This window comes from Micromonospora sp. AP08 (assembly GCF_008085935.1).
Lineage (GTDB): Bacteria > Actinomycetota > Actinomycetes > Mycobacteriales > Micromonosporaceae > Micromonospora > Micromonospora chersina.
Window position 1 is genome coordinate 263,037 of sequence record NZ_VSEZ01000008.1, and the last position, 23,613, is coordinate 286,649.

Here is a 23,613-nt window from a genome sequence, read left to right on the forward strand (position 1 = left end):
AGCGACCTCCTCAGCCTCGTCCCGGCGCTGAGGCGGACCCGCCCGACCAGAGCGAGGTTCGATGCGCAGAAGACCGTTCGGCCGCAGGGCCGCCACCCATCTCAGCCTGCTCACTCTCGTCGCCGCGTCGCTCGTCGCGACGGCGGAGCGTGCCCCGACCCCGGCGCAGGCTGCGCCGGTGCTCACCGCCCCGGCACCCGTCAGCAACGGCATCCAGTACAAGGTGCTCGTCTTCACCAGGTCGGCCAGCGGCAACAACGCCGCCACCGCGGCCGGCGTGCAGGCCGTCCAGAAACTCGGCCAGGAGCGCCGCTTCACCGTCGAGGTCACCAACGACCCGCGCAAGTTCGACCAGCCCCACCTGAAGCAGTTCCGCGCCGTGGTGTTCCTGAACACCGCCGGCGACGTGCTCGACGACGCGCAGCAGGCCGCCTTCGAGGCGTACTACCGCGACGGCGGGGGCTTCGTGGGCGTCCACTCCGCCATCGAGGCCGAGCCGGACTGGTCGTTCCTCACCAACGTGCTCGGCACCCGGGCCACCGGCGCGCCGACGGCCGCGAGCCGGGCGACCGTCACCGTCGCCGACCGGGTCCACCCGGCGTCGGAGACGCTGCCGCAGCGCTGGTCCACCACCGACCGGTGGTACAACTTCGCGGCGAACGTCCGGGGCGTCTCGCACGTGCTGGCCACGGTGGACGAGAAGACGTACGCCGGCGGCAGCATGGGCTTCGACCACCCGGTCACCTGGTGCAAGGACTACCAGGGCGGCCGCTCGTTCTACACCGGACTCGGGGCCACCCCGGAGAGCTACGACAGCGCCGACCTGCGGGCCCACCTCGGCGGGGCGATCCAGTGGGCGGCCGGCGTCACCGACGGCGACTGCGGCGCGACCGTGCTGGCCAACTACCAGATGACGGTGGTCGGGGCGCAGCCCAACGTCAACGAGCCGATCGGCTTCGACGTGCTCCCCGACGGCCGGGTGCTCCAGACCGACCGGCGCGGCGGCGTACGGCTGCACAACCCGGAGACCAACCAGACCACGGTGCTGGCCCAGATCCCCGTCTACACCAACAGCGAGGACGGGATGTACGGCCCGGCGGTGGACCGGGACTTCGCCACCAACAAGTGGGTCTACCTGTACTACGCGCCCCCGCTCAACACCCCGACGGGCAGCGCGCCCACGACCAGCACCGACCCGAACGCCTGGGACGTGTGGAAGGGCTACTTCCAGCTCTCCCGGTTCAAGTTCGTCGACGGGGAGACCCCGTCGCTGGACCTGAGCACCGAGCAGAAGATCCTCCAGGTGCCGGTGGACCGGGGCGCCTGCTGCCACGTGGCCGGTGACATCGCGTTCGACTCGAAGAACAACCTCTGGCTGGTCACCGGGGACGACACCCCGGCCGGCGGCGGCGGTTCCGGCGGCTTCTCGCCGCACAACGACTCGGTGAGCGCGACCGGCGTCTACCAGGCCCCGTTCGTCGACGCCCGGCGCAGCTCCGCCAACACCAACGACCTGCGGGGCAAGATCCTGCGCATCACCGTGGGCGCGGACGGGTCGTACACCGTTCCGGCGGGGAACCTGTTCCCGGCCGGAACCGACAAGACCCGGCCGGAGATCTACGCCATGGGCTTCCGGAACCCGTTCCGGATCACCCTCGACAAGAACGACGTCGCCTACATCACCGACTACTCGCCGGACTCCTCGGTCGCCCAGGTGGGCCGCGGTCCCGCCGGCACCGGCCGGATGATGGTCGTCGACAAGCCGGCGAACTACGGCTGGCCGATGTGCGTGCAGCCGAACCTGCCGTACATCGAGATGAACTGGACCACCACCCCGATCTCCCCGGTGGCCCCGTTCGACTGCGCGGCCCCGAAGAACACCTCGCGGCACAACACCGGCCTGACCGACCTGCCGCGGGTGGAGAAGTCGGAGCTGTGGTACTCGTTCCAGGCCCCGACGCCCTGCCCGGAGTCCTACCTGTCGACTCCCACGCAGACCTGCCCGGTGCTCTTCCCGGAGCTGGGCACGGGCGGCGTCGGCCCGCACGGAGCGGCGAAGTACGACTTCGACCCGGAGCTGAGGTCGGAGACGAAGTTCCCCGAGTACTACGACGGCGCGATCTTCTTCGGTGAGTTCACCCGGGACACCCTCAAGGAGATCCGGCTGGACGACCAGGGCGACATCCTGAAGATCAACAATGTGCTGAACTGCGGGCAGGCACCCACCACGCCCGCGAAGCCGTTCCTCTGCGACAACCCCATGGACATGCGCTGGGGCGCGGACGGCAACTTCTACCTGCTGACGTACGGCGATGGGTTCTTCAACATCAACCCGGACGCGGCGATGCTCAAGTTCAGCTACGTCAAGGGCCTGCGCGCGCCGACCGCCGTGCTGAACGCGACCCCGACCAACGGCCTGGCGCCGCTGACCGTCGCCTTCTCCAGCGACGGCTCGAAGGACCCGGACCCGGCGGACTCCATCTCGTTCGCCTGGGACTTCGACGGCAACGGCACCACCGACTCGATCGACCCGAACCCGTCGTTCACCTACACCACCAACGGCGTCTACACCGCCCGGCTCACGGTGACCGACTCCAGCGGCAAGACCGCGTCGGCGAACACCACCATCACGGTCGGCAACACCGCGCCGACGGTCACGGTCACCACCCCGCTCGAAGGCGGCTTCTTCAGCTGGGGCGACGACATCCCGTGGACGGTCACCGTCACCGACCCGGAGGACGGGCCGGTCGACTGCGCCAAGGTCGAGGTGACCTTCGTGCTGGGCCACGACAGCCACGGGCATGGTGAGGCCAACCAGTTCGGCTGCTCGGGGGTGCTGCCCACGGACGCCGACGACGCCTCGCACGGCGGCTACATCTACGGCGTGGTCAGCGCGTCGTACACCGACAAGGGCGCCAACGGCCAGCCGGCGCTGACCACGGTGGACCAGCAGATCGTCCAGGCCAAGCGCCAGGAGGTCGAGTTCGCCACCGAGGAGTCCGGCACCACGGTGGGCATCAGCGCGGACACCGGGGGCGGGCAGCAGCGCGGCAGCCTCGACCCCGGCGACTGGATCGCGATCAACAACACCGTGAACCTGAAGAACATGCAGTCGGTGACGCTGCGCACCTCCGGGGGCAGCGCCGCCACCGCCGGGCAGCCCCGGTTCGGCGTCCAGTTCCGGCTGGACTCCCCCACCGGCCCGCTGCTGGCCACGGCCACGGTCAACGCGACCTCCGGCAACAACGCCTTCACGAGCACCACCGTGCCGGTCACCGACCCCGGCGGGACGCACAAGCTCTACCTGGTCCTGACCACCGTTCCCGGCGGCCCGGCCGGCGGCTTCGGCAACCTCAACTGGGTCGAGTTCACCGGCCAGGGCATCGGCGTCACCCCGTGACGCCCGGGTGGGGCCGCCACCGGGCGGCCCCACCCGGCCTTCCGTCCTCCCACACCATCCAGCACCGTCAGAAAGGCAGTCAGGACATGAACGACACATCGCACGGCATGAGCCGTCGCCGGGTGCTCGGCACCATCGCCGGGGCGGCGGGCGCCGCCGCCGTCGGCGCCGCCGGACTCCCGTCGGCCGCCTTCGCCGGCAACGGGCTGCTCGTCCCGACCGGCAAGCGGGGCATCATCCTCTACAGCGTCCGGGACCGGATCGGCGCCGCCGACGACGGCAGCGGGGTGCCCTTCGGGTTCGAGCGGGTCCTCGGCCGGCTCGCCGAGATCGGCTACAAGGAGGTCGAGTTCGCCGGGTACACCCAGCACACCTCGATCCTCGGCCGGCAGATCACCCCGGCGGAGATCCGCAAGATCCTCGACGACAACGGTCTGCGCGCCAACGGCTCGCACGCGTCGATCCCGGGCACGGTCACCCCGGCCACCATCGCCGCGTTCGAGCAGACGCTGGACACCGCCGAGATCCTCGGCATGACCCACATCGGCACCGGCAGCGACCCGACCGGCAGCAACTACAAGGCCGACTGGGACGCCGCCGTGGACCGGTGGAACACCTTCGGCGAGATGGCCGCGGCCCGGGGCCTGAAGCTGTACACGCACAACCACGACGCCGCGTACAACTTCCTGCTGGACAGCGGGCCGCTGGACGCGCTGGGCCGGCCGACCCGGTCCTCCGGCGTCCGCAAGCTGGAGTACTTCATCGCGCGGACCAACCCGGAGTGGGTCTGGTTCGAGATGGACATCTACTGGGCGCACGTGGCCCAGCACCGGTTCCGCAGCTACACCGACCCGGACGGGGTGACCCAGACCAACGTCTTCGACCCGCTGGCCGTGGTCGCGGCCCAGCCCATCCGGTTCCCGCTGTTCCACGCCAAGGACGGCACCTACGACCCGGCCACCGCGGCCGGCTACGCCATGGTGCCGCTCGGCCAGGGCGACATCGACTACGGGAACTTCTTCGCCAACATGGGCGCGAAGGGTTACCACAACCCGATGTGGGAGCAGGACAACGCGCCGGGCGGGGCCGCCGACCCGGGCCGGTCGCTGCGCTACGCGGAGATCAGCTACCAGCACATGTCGGGTCTGCGGGGCTGACCGACCCGACCGTTCGATCGCAGGGGCCGCGCCGGGAAACCGGCGCGGCCCCCTCGCGTCACACCGCCGTGACGCCGGTGTGGCACATTCGGGGGGAGGTGATCGTGATGACGATGGTCGGACCGGAGAACGCGGACCAGGCGCGGCTGCTGCGCCTGCTGCGCGACGACGGCCCGCGCTCGCGGGTCGAACTGGCCGACGTCCTGGGCCTGCCCCGGGCCCGGTTCACCGCCGAGGCGGACCGGCTGACCGCGCAGGGCCTGGTGGAGACCGCCGGGCCGGCCGCGTCCCGGGGCGGGCGGCGCTCCTCGCTGCTGCGGGTCGGCCGGCAGGTGCGCTTCGGCGCGGTGCGGGTCGGCGACGGGCGGCTGGAGGTCGCGCTCACCGACGGCGAGCTGACCCTGCTCGCCCGGCACGGCGAGCCGGTCGACGTCCGGCTCGGTCCCGAGGCGGTGGTCGGGCGGACGGTCGAACTGCTCGGCAAGCTGCGGGCCGAGGCCGGGCTGGCCCGGCTGGCCGGCGTCGGGGTGGCGCTCCCCGCGCCCGTCGCGGTCCGCGACGGCGCCCCGGTCTCGCCGCCCGCGCTGCCCGGCTGGCACCAGTTCCCGGTACGCGACATCATCGCCGCCGAGCTGGGCTGCCCGGTGCAGGTGGACAACGACGCCAACGTGATGGCCCTGGGCGAGCGGCACGCCGGCACCGGCCGGCCGTTCGACGACTTCCTCTACGTGAAGCTGGGCGACGCGGTGGGCTGCGGGCTGGTGCTCGGCGGCGCGCTCTACCGGGGCGCGGCCAGCGGCGCCGGGGACATCGGGCACCTCCAGCTCACCGAGGACGGGCCGCTGTGCACCTGCGGCAACACCGGCTGCGTCGAGGCGTACTGCGGGGATGCCGCCCTGGTGCGGGAGGCGGTGACCGCCGCGCGGGCCGGGCGCTCGACGGCGCTCGCCGACCGGCTGGCCGCCGCCGGCGCGCTCACCGTGGCCGACGTGGCCGCGGCGGCGACCGCCGGCGACCCGGCCGCGCAGACCCTGGTCCGCGACGCCGCCCGCCGGCTCGGGCAGGTGCTGGTGGGCCTGGTCAGCTTCGTCAACCCGGCCATCGTGATCATCGGCGGCGCGGCACCCGGCATCGGCCCGGTCCTGCTCGCCGAGATCCGGGGCGTCGTCTACCGGCGGTCCACCCCGCTGGCCACCGGCAGCATGCCGATCGTCCTGTCCGACCTCGACGACCGGGCTGGTCTCGTCGGCGCCGCCCGCCTGGTCAGCGACCAGGTCTTCGCCGCCTGCTGACCGCCCCCACCGCCCGCACCGGCGGCGGACCGTGTGTCCCGGCGCTACGAACTTGATGACGTAGGTGACTCACCCGCCGAGCGTCCGGGTCGCCGCCCGGCGGAGCGGATGAGTCGTTCACGCCATCAAGTTCGTAGCGGCCGACGAATCTAGTCCCGGCTGGTGGAGAAGGCCGCGTCGAAGGCGGCGGACGGGGCGTCGAAGGCGAGCCGGCGGACGAACTGGAGCGCCTCCGGGGCGCCGACGAGGCGGTCCATGCCGGCGTCCTCCCACTCGATCGAGATCGGGCCGGTGTAGCCGATCGCGTTCAACGCGCGGAAGCAGTCCTCCCACGGCACGTCCCCGTGGCCGGTGGAGACGAAGTCCCAGCCCCGCCGCAGATCCGCCCAGGGCAGGTGGGAGGAGAGCCGGCCGCGCCGGCCGTCCCCGGTGCGCACCTTCGCGTCCTTGCAGTCGACGTGGTAGATCCGGTCGGCGAAGTCGAAGATGAAGTTGACCGGGTCCAACTCCTGCCAGACGAAGTGCGACGGGTCCCAGTTCAGCCCGAACGCGGGCCGGTGGCCGATCGCCTCCAGAGCCCGCTTGGTGGTCCAGTAGTCGTAGGCGATCTCGCTGGGGTGCACCTCGTGGGCGAAGCGCACACCCACCTCGTCGAAGACGTCGAGGATCGGGTTCCACCGGTCGGCGAAGTCCTGGTAGCCGCGTTCGATCATCGCGGGCGGGACCGGCGGGAACATCGCCAGGGTGTGCCAGATCGACGAGCCGGTGAAGCCGACCACCGTCTTCACCCCGAGCTTCGCCGCCGCCCGGGCGGTGTCCTTCATCTCCTCGGCGGCACGCCGGCGGACGCCCTCCGGCTCGCCGTCGCCCCAGATCCGGGCGGGGAGGATGTCCTGGTGCCGCTCGTCGATCGGGTGGTCGCAGACCGCTTGACCGACCAGGTGGTTGGAGATGGCGAAGACCTGGAGGTTGTGCTTGGCGAGGGTGGCCCGTTTGCGGTCCACGTACGCCTCGTCGGCGAGCGCCTTGTCGACCTCGAAGTGGTCGCCCCAGCAGGCGATCTCCAGGCCGTCGTAGCCCCACTCGGCGGCGAGCCGGCAGACCTCGTCGAACGGAAGGTCGGCCCACTGGCCGGTGAAGAGCGTGATGGGTCGCGCCATGTGTCCTTCTCCCCTGTCGTGATGGGGGATTCCGTAGCGACCGGGGCGAGGCGACCGGGTGTGGGCGGCCACGACGGCACCGGTGGACGCGTTCGCGTCGGGGCCCGCCGGGTTGCGCCTCCCGCCGGGTCACCGGCCACCTCGCGGTCGCCGCCCTCACTCTAGGTCGGACCGGACCGCCGCGGAAGGGTCAGGACAGGTCCGGCTCGTCCTCGGGGGCGGGCAGTTCGGCGCGGAGCAGCCAGCCGCCCTCCGGGCCCGGGCCGGCGTGGAAGCGGCCGCCGACCGACTCGGCACGCGCCCGCAGGCCGGCGGCCGGGACGGGGGGCCCGTCGCCGCGTACCTCGACGGTGAGGCCGGCGGGGTCGTAGCGCAGCCGGACCGCGACGGCCGCGCCCGGCGCGTGCCGGCACGCGCCGGTCAGCGCCTCCTGGATGAACCGGTACGCGGCCACGTCGACCGCGCCGGGCAGCGGGCGGGGCTGGCCGCCCACCCGCCAGCGCACGGGCTGGCCGGCGGCGAACTCGTCGATGAGCGCGTCCAGCCGGGTGAGGCTGGGCGCGGGCCCGGCCGGCTGCCCGTCGCGGCGCAGCACGCGGAGCAGGGCGGACCGCAGCGCGCCACCGACCCTCGGGCCCGCCCGGGCGACCCGACGCCACCGCTCCAGGCGTCCCACACGGTCAAGGTACGGCAGCACCCCGGCGGCGGACCGGGCGGATCCCGCAGGTCGCCCGGTCCGCCGCCGGCCCGCCGGTCAGGGCAGGGTCCACCGCTGGTTCGCGGCGCCGGTGCAGGACCAGAGCTGCACCGGGGTGCTGTCGGCGGAGTTGTTGCCCGCCACGTCGAGGCACTTGCCGGACTGCGGGTTGCGCAGCGTGCCGTCGGCCTGCGCCGACCAGTTCTGCGCCCCGGTGCCGTTGCACGTCCAGAGCTGGATCTTCGTGCCGTCGGCCGACCCGCCGCCGGACACGTCGAGGCACTTGCCCAGGGCCGTGACGGTGGAGTTCGGGGTCACCGTCCAGGTCTGCGCGGCGCTGCCGTTGCAGGTGTAGAGCTGCACCTGGGTGCCGTCGGCGGTGGCGCCGCTCCGTACGTCGAGGCACTTGCCGGCCAGGCCCCGGACCGGGCCGGTCCCGCCGCTGCCGCCGCCCCGGACCAGGGTGAAGTCGTCCACGTCGAACAGCCCGGAGCCGGTGCCGGTGAAGGTGAGCCAGACGGTCTGGCTGCCGCTGGGCACGCCGGTCAGCGCGGTGCTGACGTCGGCGAACGTGGTCCAGCTGCCGGTGTTCGGCACCGCCACCTGGCCGAGCACGGTGCCCGTCGGGGAGCCGGTACGGACCTGGAGGGTGCCGCCGGGTCCGCCGGAGACCACCCGGGCCCGCACGGAGGTCACCCCGGTCAGGTCGAGCCCCTGGTACGCCGCCCAGTCGCCCGGGTCGATGTAGCCCAGGGTCTGCCCGCCGTTGGCGCCGGCCTTCGTGAACGGCGTGACGCCGCTGGCCGAGCTGAACGCCTCGGCCTGCACGGTCGTGTTCCCGGTCGGCGGCGTGCCGCCCACTTCCTTGATCCGGATGTTGCGGAACGAGACGTCGTCGCCGGTGCCGTGGTTCTGGATGCCGACGTGGCCGGCGAGCGACCGGGCCGGGTCCGTGTTGGTGAAGTCGTTGATCTTCACGCCGTTCAGGAAGACCTGGAGGCGCTCCCCCTCGACCAGCAGCTCGTAGGTGTTCCACTCCCCCGCCGGGTTGAGCGCCGCGTCCCGGGCCGGGAGGTCGGCGGACTTGAAGGTGTAGACCGCGCCGGTGGTCCGGTCGGGGCTGTCGGTCGGGTCGATCTGGATCTCGTAGCCGTTGTTCACCGCCGACCAGGGGTCGCTCGACGGCGGGAAGCCGATGAACACCCCCGAGTTGTCGTCGCCGGCCAGCCGCCAGTCCAGCTTCAGCGAGTAGTTGGTGAACTGCTTGGCGCTGTACCAGTACAGGCCCATCCCGCCGACCGACGTGAGGGTGGCGTCGGCGTTGGTGAAGCTGCCCGGCCCGGCCTGGGACCAGCCGGTGGTGGCGCCGTTGTAGAGGGCCGTGTAGCCGGTCTCGGGGCGGCAGTCGGCCTTGCTGCGGCCGGCCGCGTACCGGATGCCGCCGAGCAGGTGGGCGCGGAACGCGGGCTCGGCGTAGGACGCCTGGGTGTGGCCGCCGCCGGTGTAGAAGGACCGGCCGCCCGCGTACGCCTTGCACCAGGCGTGCGGGTGGTCGCCGCCCATCGAGCCGCCGGAGTACGACGACTCGTCGAGCCTGGCCAGGACGTGCGCGGTGGACCGGGCGTTGGTGCGGTAGTTGTACCACTCGTCGGTGCGGTTCCAGGTCTGCGGCAGGTGGGCGGTGGCGGCGTGCGCCCGGTCCTCCACCTTCACGTTCGCCGCTTGGATGGCCGGGTGGGAGGCGAACCAGGCGCCGACCAGGTTGCCGTAGAACGGCCAGTCGTACTCGGTGTCGGCGGCGGCGTGGACGCCCACGTAGCCGCCGCCCGCGCCGACGTACGCCTCGAAGGCGGTCTGCTGGGTGGCGTTGAGCACGTCGCCGGTGGTGTTGAGGAAGACCACCGCCTCGAACCGGGCCAGGTTGGCGGTGGTGAACTGGGTGGCGTCCTCGGTGGCGGTGACGGTGAAGTTGTTCGCCGCGCCGAGGTCGCGGATGGCCTGGATGCCGGCCGGGATGGCGTCGTGCCGGAAGCCGGCGGTCTTGGAGAAGACCAGCACGTCGTAGGGGGCGTCGGCGGCGGCCGCCGGGGTGGCCGGGGTGGTGCAGGCGAGGGTGGCGAGGACGGCGGTGGCCGCGCCGAGGGCGGTGCGGAGAAGTCTCATGTCGCTCTCCCAGGTCTTCACGGCAGGGTCCACTTCTGGTTCGCCGCGCCGGTGCAGGTCCAGAGGTGCACGGGGGTGCTGTCGGCGGAGTTGTTGCCGGAGACGTCGAGGCACTTGCCGGACTGCGGGTTGCGCAGTGTGCCGTCGGCCTGGGCCGACCAGTTCTGCGCCCCGGTGCCGTTGCACGTCCAGAGCTGGATCTTGGTGCCGTCGGCGGTCGCGCCGCCGGAGACGTCCAGGCACTTGCCGAGCGCCTTGACCGTCGAGTTCGGGGTCACCGTCCAGCTCTGCGCGGCGGTGCCGTTGCAGGTGTAGAGCTGGACCTGGGTGCCGTCGGCGGTCGCGGCGTTGCGGACGTCGAGGCACTTGCCGGCCAGCCCCCGGATCGGCCCGGTGCGGACGGCGGAGGTGGTGAGGGTGAACGAGTCGACGTCGTAGAGCGCGCCGGTGCCGCCCGCGAACGTGAGGTAGAGGGTGGTGGTGCCCGCGGGCGGGTTGGCGATCGCGCCGGTCACCGTGGTGAACGTGTCCCACGCCCCGGTCACCGGCACGGTGGCCGAGCCGAGGACGGTGCCGGTCGCCGAGCCGGCGCGGACCTGGAGGGTGCCGCCCGTCCCGGCCGAGGAGACCCGGGCGCTGAAGCCCGTGACGTTGCCGAGCTGGTACGGCTCGAACGCGATCCAGTCCCCGTTGTGGATGTCACCGACCGTCCTGCCCCCCTCGGCGGTCGCCTTGTCGAAGGTGTTGATCCCGGCGGAGGTCTTGAAGTGCTCGGCCTGCCGGTGGCGGGGCTGGAGGGTGTGCTGGGTGTGCGTGGTCAGTCCACCCGAGTCGGTGTACTCGGCGTCGAAGATCGCGAAGATGTTCGCCGCGTCGTCGTGCTCGCCGTCGACCGGAATGCTGATCGACCCGGTGCAGCCGGTCGCCGAGGTGATCTGGTGGCCGTGCTGGTCGTGGCCGAGCACGTAGGTCATCTTGACCCTGGTGCAGTCGATCGTGCCGTCCTCCGGGTCGGCGACGGTGATCCGGAACGGCACGGTGTCGCCGAAGGAGAAGAGCTGCCCGTTGCCCGGGCTGTTCACGGTGACCGTCGGTGCGGTGTTGCCCACCGTGATGATCACGCTGGCGGTGCCGGTCGCGCCCTGGGTGTCCCGGACGGTCAACGTGGCGGTGTACCGGCCGTTGGCCGTGTAGGTGTGCGACGGGTTCGCCGCCGTCGAGGTGCCGCCGTCGCCGAACGCCCAGGCGTACGTGAGCGCCCCGCCCTCCGGGTCGGACGAGCCGGCCGAGGAGAAGGCGACGGCCAGCGGGGCCGCGCCGGAGGTCCGGTCGGCGGCGGCCCGGGCCACCGGCGCGCGGTTGCCGCCGCCCAGGTAGTCGAAGCGGTACAGCGCCGAGTTGGCGTCGCCGTTGAAGTAGCCGGTGCCGTAGTCGAGCACGTAGTAGGCGCCGTCCGGCCCGAACGCCGAGTCCATGACCTGCTTGCCGGTCCACGGGAAGGAATCGATGGTGCCGGGCGTGCCGTCGGCGTTGAGGTGGATCGGCTTGATCCAGCCCCGGCCGAACTCGGTGGCGAAGAACTGCCCGTCGAAGGACTGCGGGAACTTCGTGGTGGAGGGGTTGGCGGCGTCGTACCGGTAGAGCGGGCCGGCCATCGGCGACTCGGAGCCGCCGCCGAACTCGGGCGGGCTGCCGGCGTCGCCCGCGTACCGGATCCAGGCCGGCTTGGCGGCCGCAAGGGTGCTCTGGCCGGTGTTGCGGAACGAGTTGTTCGTGGGACCGGCCGCGCAGGTGTACTTCGCGCCCGCCGTGCCGGTGGCGAAGTCCCACTCGGCGTACGTCTCGGCCGCCGTGTTGGTGCCGGTGCAGTACGGCCAGCCGTAGTTGCCCGGCGCGGTGACCCGGTCGAACTCGACCTGCCCGGATGGGCCGCGGGCCGAGCTGGTGCCGGCGTCCGGGCCGTAGTCGCCGACGTAGACGACGCCGGTGGCCCGGTCGACGCTCATCCGGAACGGGTTGCGGAAGCCCATGGCGTAGATCTCCGGCCGGGTCTTCGCGGTGCCGGGCGGGAAGAGGTTGCCGGCGGGGATCGAGTACGTCCCGTCGGCGTTCACCTTGATCCGCAGGATCTTCCCGCGCAGGTCGTTGGTGTTGCCGGCGCTGCGCTGCGCGTCGTACGCGGGGTTGCGGTCGGTCCGCTCGTCGATCGGCGCGTAGCCGCCGGAGTCGAACGGGTTGGTGTCGTCGCCGGTGGAGAGGTAGAGGTTGCCGGCGGCGTCGAAGTCGATGTCGCCGCCGACGTGGCAGCACATGCCCCGGTCGGCCGGCACGTCCAGCACGTCGACCCTGCTCGCCTGGTTGAGCGTGAAGTCGGCGTTGAGGGTGAAGCGGGAGAGCCGGTTGACGCCGCGCCAGGCGGAGAAGTCGCTGCCGGTGGCGGGTGCGTCGCCGGCCGGGGTCGACAGCGGCGGCGCGTAGTAGAGGTAGATCTGCCGGTTGCTCCCGAAGCCGGGGTCGACGCCGACGCCCTGGAGCCCCTCCTCGTCGTGGGTGTAGACGGGCAGGGCGCCGATCACGGTGGTGACGCCGGCGGCGTCGGTGCGCCGCAGCGTGCCGTTGCGGGCGGTGTGCAGGACCGAACGGTCGGGCAGCACCGCGAGGGACATCGGTTCACCGGTCTCGGCGACGCCGCGGGCGAGTTCCACCTGCTGGAAGTCGGTCGCGGAGATGGGGTGCGCGGACGCCGGGACGGGGGTCGCGGCCAGGCCGACCGCGCCGGCGGCCGCCGCGAGCAGCAGCGCCGATCCGGCGGGGAGCCATCGTCGGGTGGGGGTGTGGTGGGGGCTGGACATGCCTCTGCTGTCCCTTCCTGACGCGCGCAGCCAGGATCGGGCGCGCGTCGCGCCGGATGCCGTGCGGGGATGCTGCGCCGGGCCCGCCGGATGAGGCTCGGTGGGCCGTGACCACCGGTGGTTGCGGCCGGTCGGCGGTCACCTCGTCGAGGGTGTCGGTTGCGGCGGTTCACCTCGACGAAACAGCTTCGTGCTTGCGCACGACATTAAGACCTTTCGATTCGACTGTCCATAGCTTCCGTTGGTTCCGGAACGACTTTCGTCAATCTGCAACAAAAGTCGGCGTCAGCGACGGCGGTCCACGGCCCGGGCCGCCAGGTCGGCCAGCGCCGCCCGGGCCGGGCCGGCCAGCGGCAGCCGGTCCAGGGCGGCCAGGGCGGCGTCGGCCCGCGACCGGATCATGCGCTCGACCGCCGCCCGGGCACCGGACGCCTCGACGATGCCGCGCACCTCGGCGGCGGCCGCCGGGCCCAGCGCCGGGTCGCCGACCAGCGCCCGCAGCCGCGCCAGCCCGGCCGGCCCGGCGTGCGACCGGGCCAGCGCCAGCAGCACGGTCGGCTTCCCCTCCCGCAGGTCGTCCAGGTTGGACTTGCCGGTCAGCGCCGGGTCGCCGAAGACGCCGAGCAGGTCGTCACGGAGCTGAAAGGCGTCGCCAAGCGGGTCGCCGAACCCGGCCAGCGCCGCCACCACCTCCGGGTCCGCCCCGGCCAGGGCGGCGCCCACCTGCACCGGGCGGGTCACCGTGTAGCGGGCCGTCTTCAGCCGGACCACCGCGAGGGCGCTGGCCACCGAGCCGTCGCCGGCCGCGGCCACCACGTCGAGGTACTCCCCCGCGATCACCTCGGCCCGCATCCGGGCCAGCAGGGCGTGGCCCCGGCGCAGCCGCTCGGTGTCCAGCCCGCAGCCGTGGAACATCTGCCCGGACCAGGCGGCGCAGAGGTCGCCGCAGAGCAGGGCCGCCTGCCGCCCGTACGTCTCCGGGTCGCCGCGCCAGCCGGCCCGGGCGTGCCGGTCGGCGAAGACCCGGTGCACGGTCGGCTCGCCACGCCGGCGGTCGCTGCGGTCCAGGATGTCGTCGTGGATCAGCGCGAAGGCGTGGAACAGCTCCAGCGCCGCCGCGGCCACCACGATGGGGGTCCCGTCGGGGCCGCCGAAGCCCCGCCAGCCCCAGTAGCAGAACAGGGGCCGCAGCCGCTTGCCGCCGGCCAGGACGAACCGGCGGAGCACGGCGTGCACGGCCCCCGTACCGTCGTCCGGCCGACCCGGCCCGCGCTCGCTGAGGAACGCGGCGAGCGCCGCGTCGAAGCGGTCCCGCAGCAGGGCCGGGTCGGTCGGTGCGACGGTCACGGTCACGGGGCCCCCCGGGCCAGTCCGGCCAGGTGGAGCAGCAGCGCCTTCACGTCGGTCGCGGCCACCCGGTCCCGGGCCGCGGCCGGGTCGGAGCAGAGCAGCAGCGGCCCGTCGGCCGGGTCGGCGGGGAGCCGGCCGTGGGAGCCGCGGACCGCCCGGGCCCCGGCGTCCAGCCCCACCACGCTCATGAGGTAGCGCATCCCGAGCTTCTTGCGGGCCAACGCGACCGCGGCCCGGCGCTTCGCGGCACCCGGCGCGGCCGGGTCGAAGAAGAGTTCGGCCGGGTCGTAGCCGGGCTTGCGGTGGATCTCGACGAGCCGGGCGAAGTCGGGCGCGTGGGCGTCGTCCAGCCAGTAGTAGTAGGTGAACCAGGCGTCCGGCTCGGCCACCAGCACCAGCTCGCCGGAGCGCGGATGGTCCAGCCCGTACCCGGCCTGGCCGGCGGCGTCCAGCACCTCGGCCACCCCGGGCAGCGCCGCGCAGAGCTTCGCCACCGCGGGCACGTCGGCCGGGTCCCGCACGTAGACGTGCGCCACCTGGTGGTCGGCGACCGCGAAGGCCCGCGAGGTCCACGGGTCCAGGTACTCCATGCCGGCCTGCGTGTAGACCCGCAGCAGCCCCTCGGCACGCAGCATCCGGTTGACGTCCACCGGACGGGAGACGTCGGTGATGCCGTACTCGGAGAGCGCCACCACCGTGGCGTCCCGCTCCCGGGCGGCGTCGAGCAGCGGCGCGAGCACCGCGTCCAGCTCGGCCGCCGCCGCGGCGGCCCGGGGCGAGGACGGGCCGAAGCGTTGCAGGTCGTAGTCGAGGTGCGGGACGTAGACCAGGGTGAGGTCCGGCGCGTGGTCGGCCAGGATCTTCTCGGCGGCCCGGCAGATCCAGGCCGACGACGGCAGCCCGGCGCCCGGCCCCCAGTAGGTGAACAGCGGGAAGGTGCCGAGCGCCTCGGTCAGGGTGTCGTGCAGCTCGGGCGGGTCGGTCCAGCAGTCCGGCTCCTTGCGCCCGTCGGCGTGGTAGACCGGGCGCGGGGTGACCGTCCAGTCCACGTCGGCGCCCATGGCGTACCACCAGCAGACGTTGGCGACCCGGTAGCCGGGCTCGACCCGGCGCGCGGCCTGCCACAGCTTCTCCCCGCCCACCAGGGCGTTGTGCTGCCGCCAGAGCAGCACCTCGCCGAGGTCGCGGAAGTACCAGCCGTTGCCGACGATCCCGTGCCCGGACGGAGGCTCGCCGGTGAGGAAGGTGGACTGCACCGAGCAGGTCACCGCCGGCAGCACGGTGCCCAGCTCGGCGGCGAAGCCGGCCTCGGCGACCGCGCGCAGCCGGGGCATGTGCGCCAGCAGCCGCGGGGTCAGCCCCACCACGTCGAGCACCACCAGCCGCCGGCTCACGAGCGCACCCCAGCCGTGGTGGCCAGGCCCAGGCCGACCAGCTCGGCGCGGGCGAAGGCCAGTTCGGCGGCGATGCCGGCGGCCAGCTCCGCGTCGGTGCGCGGCCGCCGCGCCGCCGGCAGCACCCCCCAGGTGTACGTCTCGACGTCGAGGTGGTCGCAGCCGGCGACCGGGCCGGCGTAGAGCGCGGCGAGGGCGGCCCGCAGCACGGGCACGGTGGACCGCAGCGGCGGTTCGGGCGGGGCGTGCAGCGGCACGTGGTAGTGCACCCGCCACGCCCCGGGCAGCCGCGCGTCGAGGGCGGCGTCCAGGTCGTCGGCCGCGTACGCCGGGTCGGCCGGGTCGGCGGCGCCGGCGCAGCCCGCGGCACGGGTCTGGTGCAGGAAGCGCGGCTCGACCCAGCGGCGCAGCGCCTCGGCCGAGCCGGCCGGGTCGGGCGCCTCGACGGCGGCGGAGACCTGCACCTTGACCACCGGCAGCCCGGCCTCGCGCAGCCGCGCGAGGGCCTCGACCGGCTCCTCCCAGGCGCAGGCGAGGTGCGCGAGATCCAGGCAGATCCCGAGCCGGTCGGTATCCATGGCTGACAATACCTCGCGTGCTTGTCCCGTGGACTCCACCAGACAGCCCGGTTCCGGTTCGAAGCCGACCCGGACGCCGCGGCCGGTCTCCCGCTCCACCGCGGCCAGCCCGGCGGCGAGGGCGTCGAGGCGGCGGCGGGCGGCCTCGGCCCGGCCGGTGTCCCACGGTGTGCGCCAGGCCAGCGGCAGGGTGGAGATCGAGCCGCGGGCCGCGTCGTCGGGGAGCAGCTCGGCCAGCACCCGGGCCAGGTCCAGGGTGTACGCGAGCCGGTCCGGCGTGGTCCAGTCCGGGTGGTAGACGGCGCCCTTGACCACCGGCGCCTGGAACGCCGCGTACGGGAAGCCGTTGAGGGTGACCACCTCCAACCCGCGTACGGTCAGCTCGTGCCGGAGCCGGCGGCGGGCCGCCGGGTCGGCGGCGAGCACGGCGGCCACCGGGGCGGCCAGCCAGAGCCCCAGCCCCAGCCGGTCGGTGTCGAGCGCCCGGCGGACGGCGACGGCGTAGGTGTCGAGCTGGGCGAGGATCCCGGGCAGGTCCTCGGCGGGGTGGACATTGGTGCAGTAGCCGAGGTGGACGGTTGTCCCGTCGGCGTGCCGCAGCCGCATCACTCGCCTCCGCGCAGGATCGAGTTGCCGGCGAAGGTGGCGGCGTCCCCCTCCAGGTCGGTGAGGTCCAGCCGGCCGGACTGGCCGTAGAACTCCACCGGGTTGCGCCACAGCACGCGGTCCACGTCGTCCTCGCTGAAGCCGGCGAGCAGCATGGCCTCCCCGGTGGCCCGGGTGAGCAGCGGGTCGGAGCGCCCCCAGTCGGCGGCCGAGTTGACCAGCATCCGCTCGGTCCCGTACGTCCGCAGCAGCTCGACCATCCGCGGCGGCGACATCTTCGTCTCGGGATAGATCGAGAAGCCGAGCCAGCAGCCGGTGTCCCGGACCAGCTTCACGGTGACCTCGTTGAGGTGGTCGACCAGCACCCGTCCGGGTTCGATGCCGGATTCGCCTACCACGGCGAGGGTGCGCTCGACGCCGCGCGCCTTGTCCCGGTGCGGGGTGTGCACCAGGGCGGGCAGGTCGTGCGCCACGGCCAGGGCGAGCTGGCCGGCGAAGGCGGCGTCCTCGGCCGGGGTCATCGAGTCGTAGCCGATCTCCCCGACCGCCACCACGCCGTCCTTGTCCAGGTAGCGCGGGAGCAGGTCGAGCACCGGGCGGCAGCGCGGGTCGTTGGCCTCCTTCGGGTTGAGCGCCACGGTGGCGTGGTGCCGGACGCCGAACTGGCCGGCCCGGAACGGCTCCCAGCCGATCAGCGAGTCGAAGTAGTCGACGAACGTGTCCACGCTGGTGCGCGGCTGGCCCAGCCAGAACGCCGGCTCCACCACGGCGCGGACCCCGGCCGCGGCCATCCGCTCGTAGTCGTCGGTGGTCCGGGACGTCATGTGGACGTGCGGGTCGAAGATGCGCATCACGCCTCCCTGGCGGTGGTGGGGTGCGAGCCGGCGCTGAGCCGGTCGAGCAGGGCGGTGGCGTCGGCGGGCATGGCACGGCCGGCGGCGGTCCGTTCCGCGGCGAGCGCGGCCAGCATCGCGGCCAGCTCGCCGTCCGCCCGCCCGTCGAGGTCGTCGACGACGGCCAGCGGCACGCCGGTGAAGACGCACTTGAGGACCGCGTGCCGCCAGGCCGGCTGCTCCAGGTGCCGGGCGTACGGGCCGAGAGCGGCGGCCACCAGCCGGGTGTCGTTGGTGCGGATCGCGTCGTGCAACAGGGGCACGCATTCCGCCCCGATCGGCAGCAGCGGCAGGGCGCGCAGCACCGCGCGTTTCTCGGCGGCGTCGCCGTGCCGGTAGAGGGCCTCGGCCGTCGCGGCGTGGTCGGCGGGGAGCGCGGTGAGCAGCAGCGTCCGGGCGGCCTCGTCGACGGTCCAGCCGGGCGGGTCGGGCAGCGGCCCCCGCCCGCACCGCCGGGCGGCGAGGGCGAACAGCCGCGGGATCGCCGCGGGCTCGGTCGCGACGCGGCGCAGGGCCGCGTCCAGCCACCGCGGATCGGGTACGCCCCGCAACGCGGCGCGCAGTCGGTCGGGTGTCATGCCGTCTCCCCTTTCGAGCCGGGTGGCAGGTGCTCAACCACCGCCTTTGCCGGCGGCGGTGTGGAGGAAGTGGAGCGAGCGGGCGGCGACGGCCGGGGCGGCGTGGGAGTGCCGGGGCAGTTCCACGGCCACCAGGCCGCGGTAGCCGGCGGCGGCGAGGGCGCCCAGCACCGGCGGGAAGTCGATCTCGCCCGCGCCGAATTCCAGGTGCTCGTGCACGCCCCGGCGCATGTCGTCGATCTGCACGTTGACCAGGTGCTCGGCGACCGCCGTCACGCAGTCGGGCACCGGCCGCGGCTCCAGGCAGCGGCAGTGTCCGATGTCGAGGGTGATCCCGAAGCCGGGCGGCGCGCCCAGCGCCTCCCGCAGCCGGAACCAGCCGGCGATGTCCTCGACCAGCATGCCCGGCTCGGGCTCGAAGCCGAGCGGCACGCCGGCCGCCTCGGCCTCGACGCAGACGGCGGCGCAGCCGGCCACCAGGCGCTGCCAGGCGAGCGGCGTCGGCACCTCGGGCGGGCGGACGCCGGCCCAGAACGAGACCGCCTCGGCGCCCAGGTCCGCGCCGATCCGGGCGGCCCGGCGGAGGAAGTCGATCCGCAGGGCGGGGTCGTCGTGCAGCAGCGTGGGCGCGTGCTTGTGCCAGGGGTCGAGCAGGTAGCGGGCCCCGGTCTCGATCACCACGGCCAGGCCGAGCGCGTCCAGCCGGCGGCGCACGGCGGCCACCCGCCGGGCCAGCCCCGGCGTGAACGGGTCCAGGTGGTCGTGGTCCAACGTCAGCGCCACGCCCTGGTAGCCGAGGTCGGCCAGGACGGCGAGCGCGTCGCCGAGCCGGTGGTTCGAGAACCCGTTGGTGCCGTACCCGAATCGCAGCCCGGCCGGGTCGAGCGTCGCCCGCCGCAGGGTGGTCATGTCGGTGAGATCAGTCGGGCCAGGCGGCGGCCGAGCGGGGCGGCCGCGGCGACGGCGAGGCCGAGCAGCCGGGCGCCGGCCCGGGCGGTCAGCGCGCCCTGCAACGCGGGCAGGCCGGTGATGCCGGCGCCGACGGCGGCACGTACCCGGGCCGGCGACGGGTCGGCGAGCACCCGGGCCTGCGCGGCGCCGTACCGGCCGGCGTAGCCGGCGGCCAGCGCCACCGGCACCGGGTCGGGGCGGCCCAGCGCGGTGGCCGCGACCAGCGCGGTCCCGGCCAGGGTGGCCCGGGGCAGCCGTCGGTCGGCGCCGGAGACCTCGCGGCGGGACAGTGCGGTGACGGTCCAGGTGTGCGCGGCCACGGTCAGCGCGGCCGGCAGCGCCCGGACCAGCCCGCGGGCGGCCGGCGGCGCCTCCCGCCCGCCACGGCCCCGGGCCGGCCCGACGCTCGCGCCGAGCAGCACGTCCAGCCCCCGGCAGGCGGCCATCACGGCCGGGCCGGCGGCGGTGTTCTTGGCCAGCAGGTCGTACCCCCAGATGGTGGCGGCGAGGGGGACCGCGACGGCGGTCGCGCGCCGGCCCCCGGCGGCGCCGGCCACGGCGAGCCCGGCGGCGGTCAGGCCGACCGCGACGCCGAGCGCGGTGGCCGGGCGGATCCGGCCGGAGGGGATCGGCCGCTCGGGGCGCTCGACGGCGTCGAGCCGCCGGTCCGCCCAGTCGTTGGCGGCCATCCCGGCCCAGTAGAGCAGCACCGAGGCTCCGGCCAGCGCGGGCGTACGCCGGTCCAGCGCGCCGGCCGCCGCCGCGCCGGACAGGACGTCCCCCGGCACGGAGAGCGCGGCCGGCGCCCGGACCAGCTCGGCGAGGTCGGCGAGGCGGGTCATCGGGCCGCCCCGGCGTGCAGGCCGGCGACGAACTCCCGCAGCAGGGTCCACTGCTCGGCCAGCGCGTGGGTCGGCGCGTCGATCCCGTCCTTGAAGAAGAAGGCCAGCTCGGCCAGCGGTCCGGTGCGGCCGGCGGCGTGCGCGGCGGCGGTGAGCCGGGCCAGGTCGAGCACCAGCGGCGCGGCGAGCGCCGAGTCGCAGCCGTGCCAGGTGAACTCCAGCCGCATGCCGGTGCCCAGGAAGCCGGCGAAGGTGACCAGGTCCCACGCGGTCTTGAAGTCGCCCAGCTCGGCCACGTGGTCGATCCGGGTGTCGCCTTGCGGGACGTAGCCGAGGGTCTCCCCGAGCACCCGCTGCTTGCTGGCGACCTTGGCCGCGTTGGCGGCCGGTTCGGCGAGCGTGGCGCCGTCGCCGCCGCCGAGCAGGTTCACCCCGGACCAGGAGCGTACGGCCAGGTGGCGCAGCGCGAACATCGGTGCGAGCACCGACTTGACCAGGGTCTCGCCGGTCTTGCCGTCGTGCCCGGCGTACGGCAGGCCGCGCTCCTGCGCGAGCGCCGCCAGGGCGGGCAGCCGGGCGCCGGTGGACGGGGTGAAGTCCACGTACGGGCAGCCGGCCGTGAACGCCGCGTACGCGTACCGCGAGCTGGGCGGCAGCACCTCGGCGGGGCCGGCCAGCGCGGCCCGCAGCGCGGCGAGGTCGTGGTGGGCCGGGTGCGGCTCGGGCGCCGGTTCGGTGGCGGAGACGTTGACCACCACCACCCGGTCGAGCGCGTGCCGGCGGCGGAACTCGGACAGGTCGTGGGCCACGGCGGCGACCCGGTCGGCCGGGCTGCCGCCGGTGGGTGCGGGACGCAGCGCCGCCTCCACCTCGGCCAGCTCAGCGGCCAGGGCGTCGACCAGCCGGCCGGGCAGCACCCCGGCGGCGGCGAGCGCCTCGGCGCGTTTGGGCAGCGGGGTGTCCACCACGTCGTGTCCGCCGAACACCAGGTCGGCGAAGGACGGCAGGGCGGGCCCGCGCAGCTCGGGCAGCTCGGTGACACAGCCGGTCGGGCCGGTGAGCCCGGCCCGCAGGGCGAGCGCCCCGACGATGCTGGTGGTCGCGACCGAGCCGCGTGCTCCCACCAGCCAGACACCCGTACGCATGATTCCTGCCTCCCCGTCGTCGGGCCGGTCCGCCGGTGCGGCCGGGGAATCCCGGTCCGGCCGCACCGGACGGCCTGCTGGTTCGTGCCGGCCGAGGGTTCCGGCGGCACGCTCCCCGGGGCCGGCCTCGTCCCCGCCGCGGGGCGCAACCGCGGCGGGCCCTCGCCGGCCGGCGCCGGAAAGCCCTTCGGGCGGCGCGGGGCGCCGCGTGGACAGCCGTGTCGGGCGGCGCGCGGGCGCGCCGCGGGGCGGATCGGTCAGGCGGCCAGCTCGGCCAGCGCGGGCTCCACCTCCGTCCAGGCGGCCCGCTCGGCGGAGCGGGTCACGGCGTCGAGCACGAGCTGGACCTGCAACGCGTCGGCGAACGACGGCGCCGGATCGACGCCGGTGGCGACGGCCTCGACGAAGTCGCGCATCTGGTGGGTGAAGGAGTGCTCGTAGCCGATGATGTGGCCGGGCGGCCACCACGCCGACAGGTACGGGTGCTCCGGCTCGGTCACCAGGATCCGGCTGAAGCCCTGCTCGGCGGCGGGCCGGGTGGCGTCGAGGAACTCCAGTTCGTTGAGGCGTTCCAGGTCGAACACCACGCTGCCCAGCGAGCCGTTGATCTCGACACGCAGGGCGTTCTTGCGGCCGGTCGCGAACCGGGTCGCCTCGTAGGTGGCGAGCGCGCCGCCGTCGAGGCGGGCCACGAAGACCGCTGCGTCGTCCACGGTGACCCGGCCGGTCGCCCGGCCGTTGCCGTCGGCCTGCGCGGCCAGGCCGCTCGACCCGGCCGGCAGCGGCCGTTCCTTGACGAACGTCTCGGTGATCGCGCTGACCCCGGTGATGAGCTGCCCGGTCACGTACTGGGTCAGGTCGATGATGTGCGCGCCGATGTCGCCGAGCGCGCCGGAGCCCGCCCTGTCCTTCTGCAACCGCCAGACCAGCGGGAACTGCGGGTCCACGATCCAGTCCTGGAGGTAGACCGCCCGGACGTGCCGGATCTCGCCGAGCCGCCCGTCGGCGACGAGCCGCCGCATCAGGGCGACCGCGGGCACCCGCCGGTAGTTGAAGCCGCACATGGCGCGTACCCCGGCGGCCCGGGCCCGGGCGGCGGCGGCCGTCATCTGCCGGGCCTCCTCGACGGTGTTGGCCAGCGGCTTCTCGCACAGGACGTGCTTGCCGGCGGCCAGCGCGGCGAGGGCGATCTCGCAGTGGCTGTCACCCGGTGTGCAGATGTCGACCACGTCGATCTCGTCGGACTCGACGAGCCGCCGCCAGTCCGTGGTGTGCCCGTCCCAGCCGAGCCGGTCGGCGGCCTCGGCCACCTTCGGCTCGTCCCGGCCGCAGACGAGCGCCATCCGCACCCGCGCCGGCAGGTCGTACACGCGGTTCACGGTGCGCCACGCCTGGGAGTGCGCGGCGCCCATGAACGCGTAGCCGACCATGCCGACCCGCAGGACGTTGTCGTGAGTGGACAAGGTGGGTCTCCCCCCGTGTGTCAGAACCCGAGCTTCAGGTAGCTGCTCGCGTTCTCCTTGGTGATCGTCTCGGAGGCGAGGACGATCTCCTTCGGTACCTGGAGTTCGACCAGGTCGGACATGCCCTTGTTCTGGCCGATGAGGCGGGCCAGGGAGATGGCCGAGGAGGCCATCGACGGGCTGTAGGTGACGGTGGCCTTGAGCACCGTGTTGTCGGCCGCGATGTCCTCCATGGCCTTCTTCGAGCCGGCGCCGCCGACCATGAAGAACTCCTTGCGGTTGGCCTGGTTGACCGCGGCGAGGACGCCGATGCCCTGGTCGTCGTCGTGGTTCCAGAGCGCGTCGATCTTCGGCAGGGCCTGGAAGAGACCGGTCGCCTCCTGCTGGCCGGAGTCGGCCGTGAATCGCGCCGCCCGCCGGTTGGCCACCTTGAACCCGGCCTGGGCCAGGGTGTCGGCGAAGCCCTTCGACCGCTCCTGGGTGAGTTCCAGCTCGTCCATGCCGGCGATCTCACCGATCACCGGGTTGCTCACGCCCTTGGCCTTGAACTGCTCGATCATGTAGGTCGCGGCGGCGACGCCCATGCCGTAGTTGTCGCCCTTGATCTGGAGCCGGTAGGCCTTGGCGTCCGGGAAGGCCCGGTCGAGGTTGACCACCGGGATGCCCGCCTTCATGGCCTCCAGGCCGAACGCGTTGAGCTCCTTGCCGTCGTGCGGCAGCAGCACGATCACGTCGGGCTTCTGGGAGATCAGGGTGGACAGCGCCGCGCGCTGGGCCGCCGCGTCCGCGCCGGCCTCCACGCTCTTCAGCTCCACGTCCGAGTACGCGCCGGCCTGCGCCTTGGCGTTGTTGGTGATGGCGGCGATCCAGCCGTGGTCGGCGGCCGGGGCGGAGAAGCCGATGGTCACCTTCTTGCCCGGCTCCTGGTTGGCGCCGGTCGCCGCGGCCTTGGTCTGGGCGGCGGTGGGGGCCTGCTCGTTGCTGGTGCAGCCGGCGAGCAGCACGCCGGCGGAGAGCGCGGCCCCGCCGAAGAGCAGCCGGCGGCGTGACAGGTCACTTGTCATGACGGCCTCCTGAAATGAGGTGGTGGGG

17 protein-coding genes are annotated in these 23,613 nt (G+C 74.0%); 3 read left to right on the plus strand and 14 right to left on the minus strand.

Annotation, left to right across the window (positions count from 1 at the left end; all coding sequences use genetic code 11):
* Positions 1-61: 61 nt before the first annotated feature.
* The 3 genes from FXF50_RS16540 to FXF50_RS16550 all read left to right on the plus strand — a co-directional run bounded on the left by FXF50_RS16540 (position 62) and on the right by FXF50_RS16550 (position 5,849).
* Complete coding sequence (locus tag FXF50_RS16540) at positions 62-3,400, plus strand: ThuA domain-containing protein (protein WP_148428759.1); 3,339 nt, start codon at positions 62-64, stop codon at positions 3,398-3,400.
* 86 nt (positions 3,401-3,486) lie between these two features.
* Positions 3,487-4,557 (plus strand): sugar phosphate isomerase/epimerase, encoded by a 1,071-nt coding sequence (locus FXF50_RS16545; protein WP_255510062.1) that lies wholly within the window; start codon positions 3,487-3,489, stop codon positions 4,555-4,557.
* A gap of 107 nt (positions 4,558-4,664) precedes the next feature.
* Entirely contained in the window at positions 4,665-5,849 is a 1,185-nt protein-coding gene (locus tag FXF50_RS16550; protein ID WP_148428761.1) for an ROK family transcriptional regulator, read from the plus strand.
* 149 nt (positions 5,850-5,998) lie between these two features.
* Here FXF50_RS16550 and FXF50_RS16555 read toward each other — a convergent pair whose 3' ends face one another.
* The 14 genes from FXF50_RS16555 to FXF50_RS16620 all read right to left on the minus strand — a co-directional run bounded on the left by FXF50_RS16555 (position 5,999) and on the right by FXF50_RS16620 (position 23,585).
* The gene (locus tag FXF50_RS16555) at positions 5,999-7,009 is read right to left on the minus strand and encodes a sugar phosphate isomerase/epimerase (protein WP_148428763.1); all 1,011 of its coding nucleotides are present in this window, start codon (positions 7,007-7,009) and stop codon (positions 5,999-6,001) included.
* A 190-nt stretch (positions 7,010-7,199) separates the two neighbouring features.
* Positions 7,200-7,685 (minus strand): sensor histidine kinase, encoded by a 486-nt coding sequence (locus FXF50_RS16560; RefSeq protein WP_148428765.1) that lies wholly within the window; start codon positions 7,683-7,685, stop codon positions 7,200-7,202.
* Between the two features lie 78 nt (positions 7,686-7,763).
* Positions 7,764-9,869: a ThuA domain-containing protein gene (locus tag FXF50_RS16565; RefSeq protein WP_148428767.1), complete on the minus strand. Its 2,106-nt coding sequence runs from the start codon at positions 9,867-9,869 to the stop codon at positions 7,764-7,766.
* A 17-nt stretch (positions 9,870-9,886) separates the two neighbouring features.
* Positions 9,887-12,721, minus strand: a complete 2,835-nt coding sequence (locus tag FXF50_RS16570; protein ID WP_148428769.1) for an RICIN domain-containing protein — start codon at positions 12,719-12,721, stop codon at positions 9,887-9,889.
* A gap of 285 nt (positions 12,722-13,006) precedes the next feature.
* Positions 13,007-14,074 (minus strand): polyprenyl synthetase family protein, encoded by a 1,068-nt coding sequence (locus tag FXF50_RS16575; RefSeq protein ID WP_148428770.1) that lies wholly within the window; start codon positions 14,072-14,074, stop codon positions 13,007-13,009.
* Complete coding sequence (locus FXF50_RS16580; protein ID WP_148428772.1) at positions 14,071-15,465, minus strand: alkaline phosphatase family protein; 1,395 nt, start codon at positions 15,463-15,465, stop codon at positions 14,071-14,073. Before FXF50_RS16580 ends, FXF50_RS16575 begins: the two co-directional genes overlap by 4 nt.
* Positions 15,462-16,649, minus strand: a complete 1,188-nt coding sequence (eboE, locus tag FXF50_RS16585; RefSeq protein WP_148428774.1) for a metabolite traffic protein EboE — start codon at positions 16,647-16,649, stop codon at positions 15,462-15,464. Before eboE ends, FXF50_RS16580 begins: the two co-directional genes overlap by 4 nt.
* Entirely contained in the window at positions 16,649-17,500 is an 852-nt protein-coding gene (locus FXF50_RS16590) for a TatD family hydrolase (RefSeq protein WP_148428776.1), read from the minus strand. The genes eboE and FXF50_RS16590 overlap by 1 nt, the downstream gene beginning before the upstream one ends.
* Positions 17,500-18,120 carry an EboA domain-containing protein gene (locus FXF50_RS16595; RefSeq protein WP_148428778.1) on the minus strand — a complete coding sequence of 207 codons (621 nt, stop codon included), beginning with the start codon at positions 18,118-18,120 and terminating at the stop codon, positions 17,500-17,502. The genes FXF50_RS16590 and FXF50_RS16595 overlap by 1 nt, the downstream gene beginning before the upstream one ends.
* Positions 18,121-18,153: 33 nt before the next feature.
* Positions 18,154-19,029 carry a sugar phosphate isomerase/epimerase gene (locus FXF50_RS16600; protein WP_148428780.1) on the minus strand — a complete coding sequence of 292 codons (876 nt, stop codon included), beginning with the start codon at positions 19,027-19,029 and terminating at the stop codon, positions 18,154-18,156.
* Positions 19,026-19,913 (minus strand): SCO3242 family prenyltransferase, encoded by an 888-nt coding sequence (locus FXF50_RS16605; protein ID WP_148428782.1) that lies wholly within the window; start codon positions 19,911-19,913, stop codon positions 19,026-19,028. The genes FXF50_RS16600 and FXF50_RS16605 overlap by 4 nt, the downstream gene beginning before the upstream one ends.
* Positions 19,910-21,058: an inositol-3-phosphate synthase gene (locus FXF50_RS16610; RefSeq protein ID WP_148428784.1), complete on the minus strand. Its 1,149-nt coding sequence runs from the start codon at positions 21,056-21,058 to the stop codon at positions 19,910-19,912. The genes FXF50_RS16605 and FXF50_RS16610 overlap by 4 nt, the downstream gene beginning before the upstream one ends.
* 257 nt (positions 21,059-21,315) lie before the next feature.
* Positions 21,316-22,521 carry a Gfo/Idh/MocA family protein gene (locus FXF50_RS16615; protein WP_148428786.1) on the minus strand — a complete coding sequence of 402 codons (1,206 nt, stop codon included), beginning with the start codon at positions 22,519-22,521 and terminating at the stop codon, positions 21,316-21,318.
* A 20-nt stretch (positions 22,522-22,541) separates the two neighbouring features.
* Complete coding sequence (locus FXF50_RS16620) at positions 22,542-23,585, minus strand: substrate-binding domain-containing protein (RefSeq protein WP_148428788.1); 1,044 nt, start codon at positions 23,583-23,585, stop codon at positions 22,542-22,544.
* Positions 23,586-23,613 lie beyond the last annotated feature (28 nt).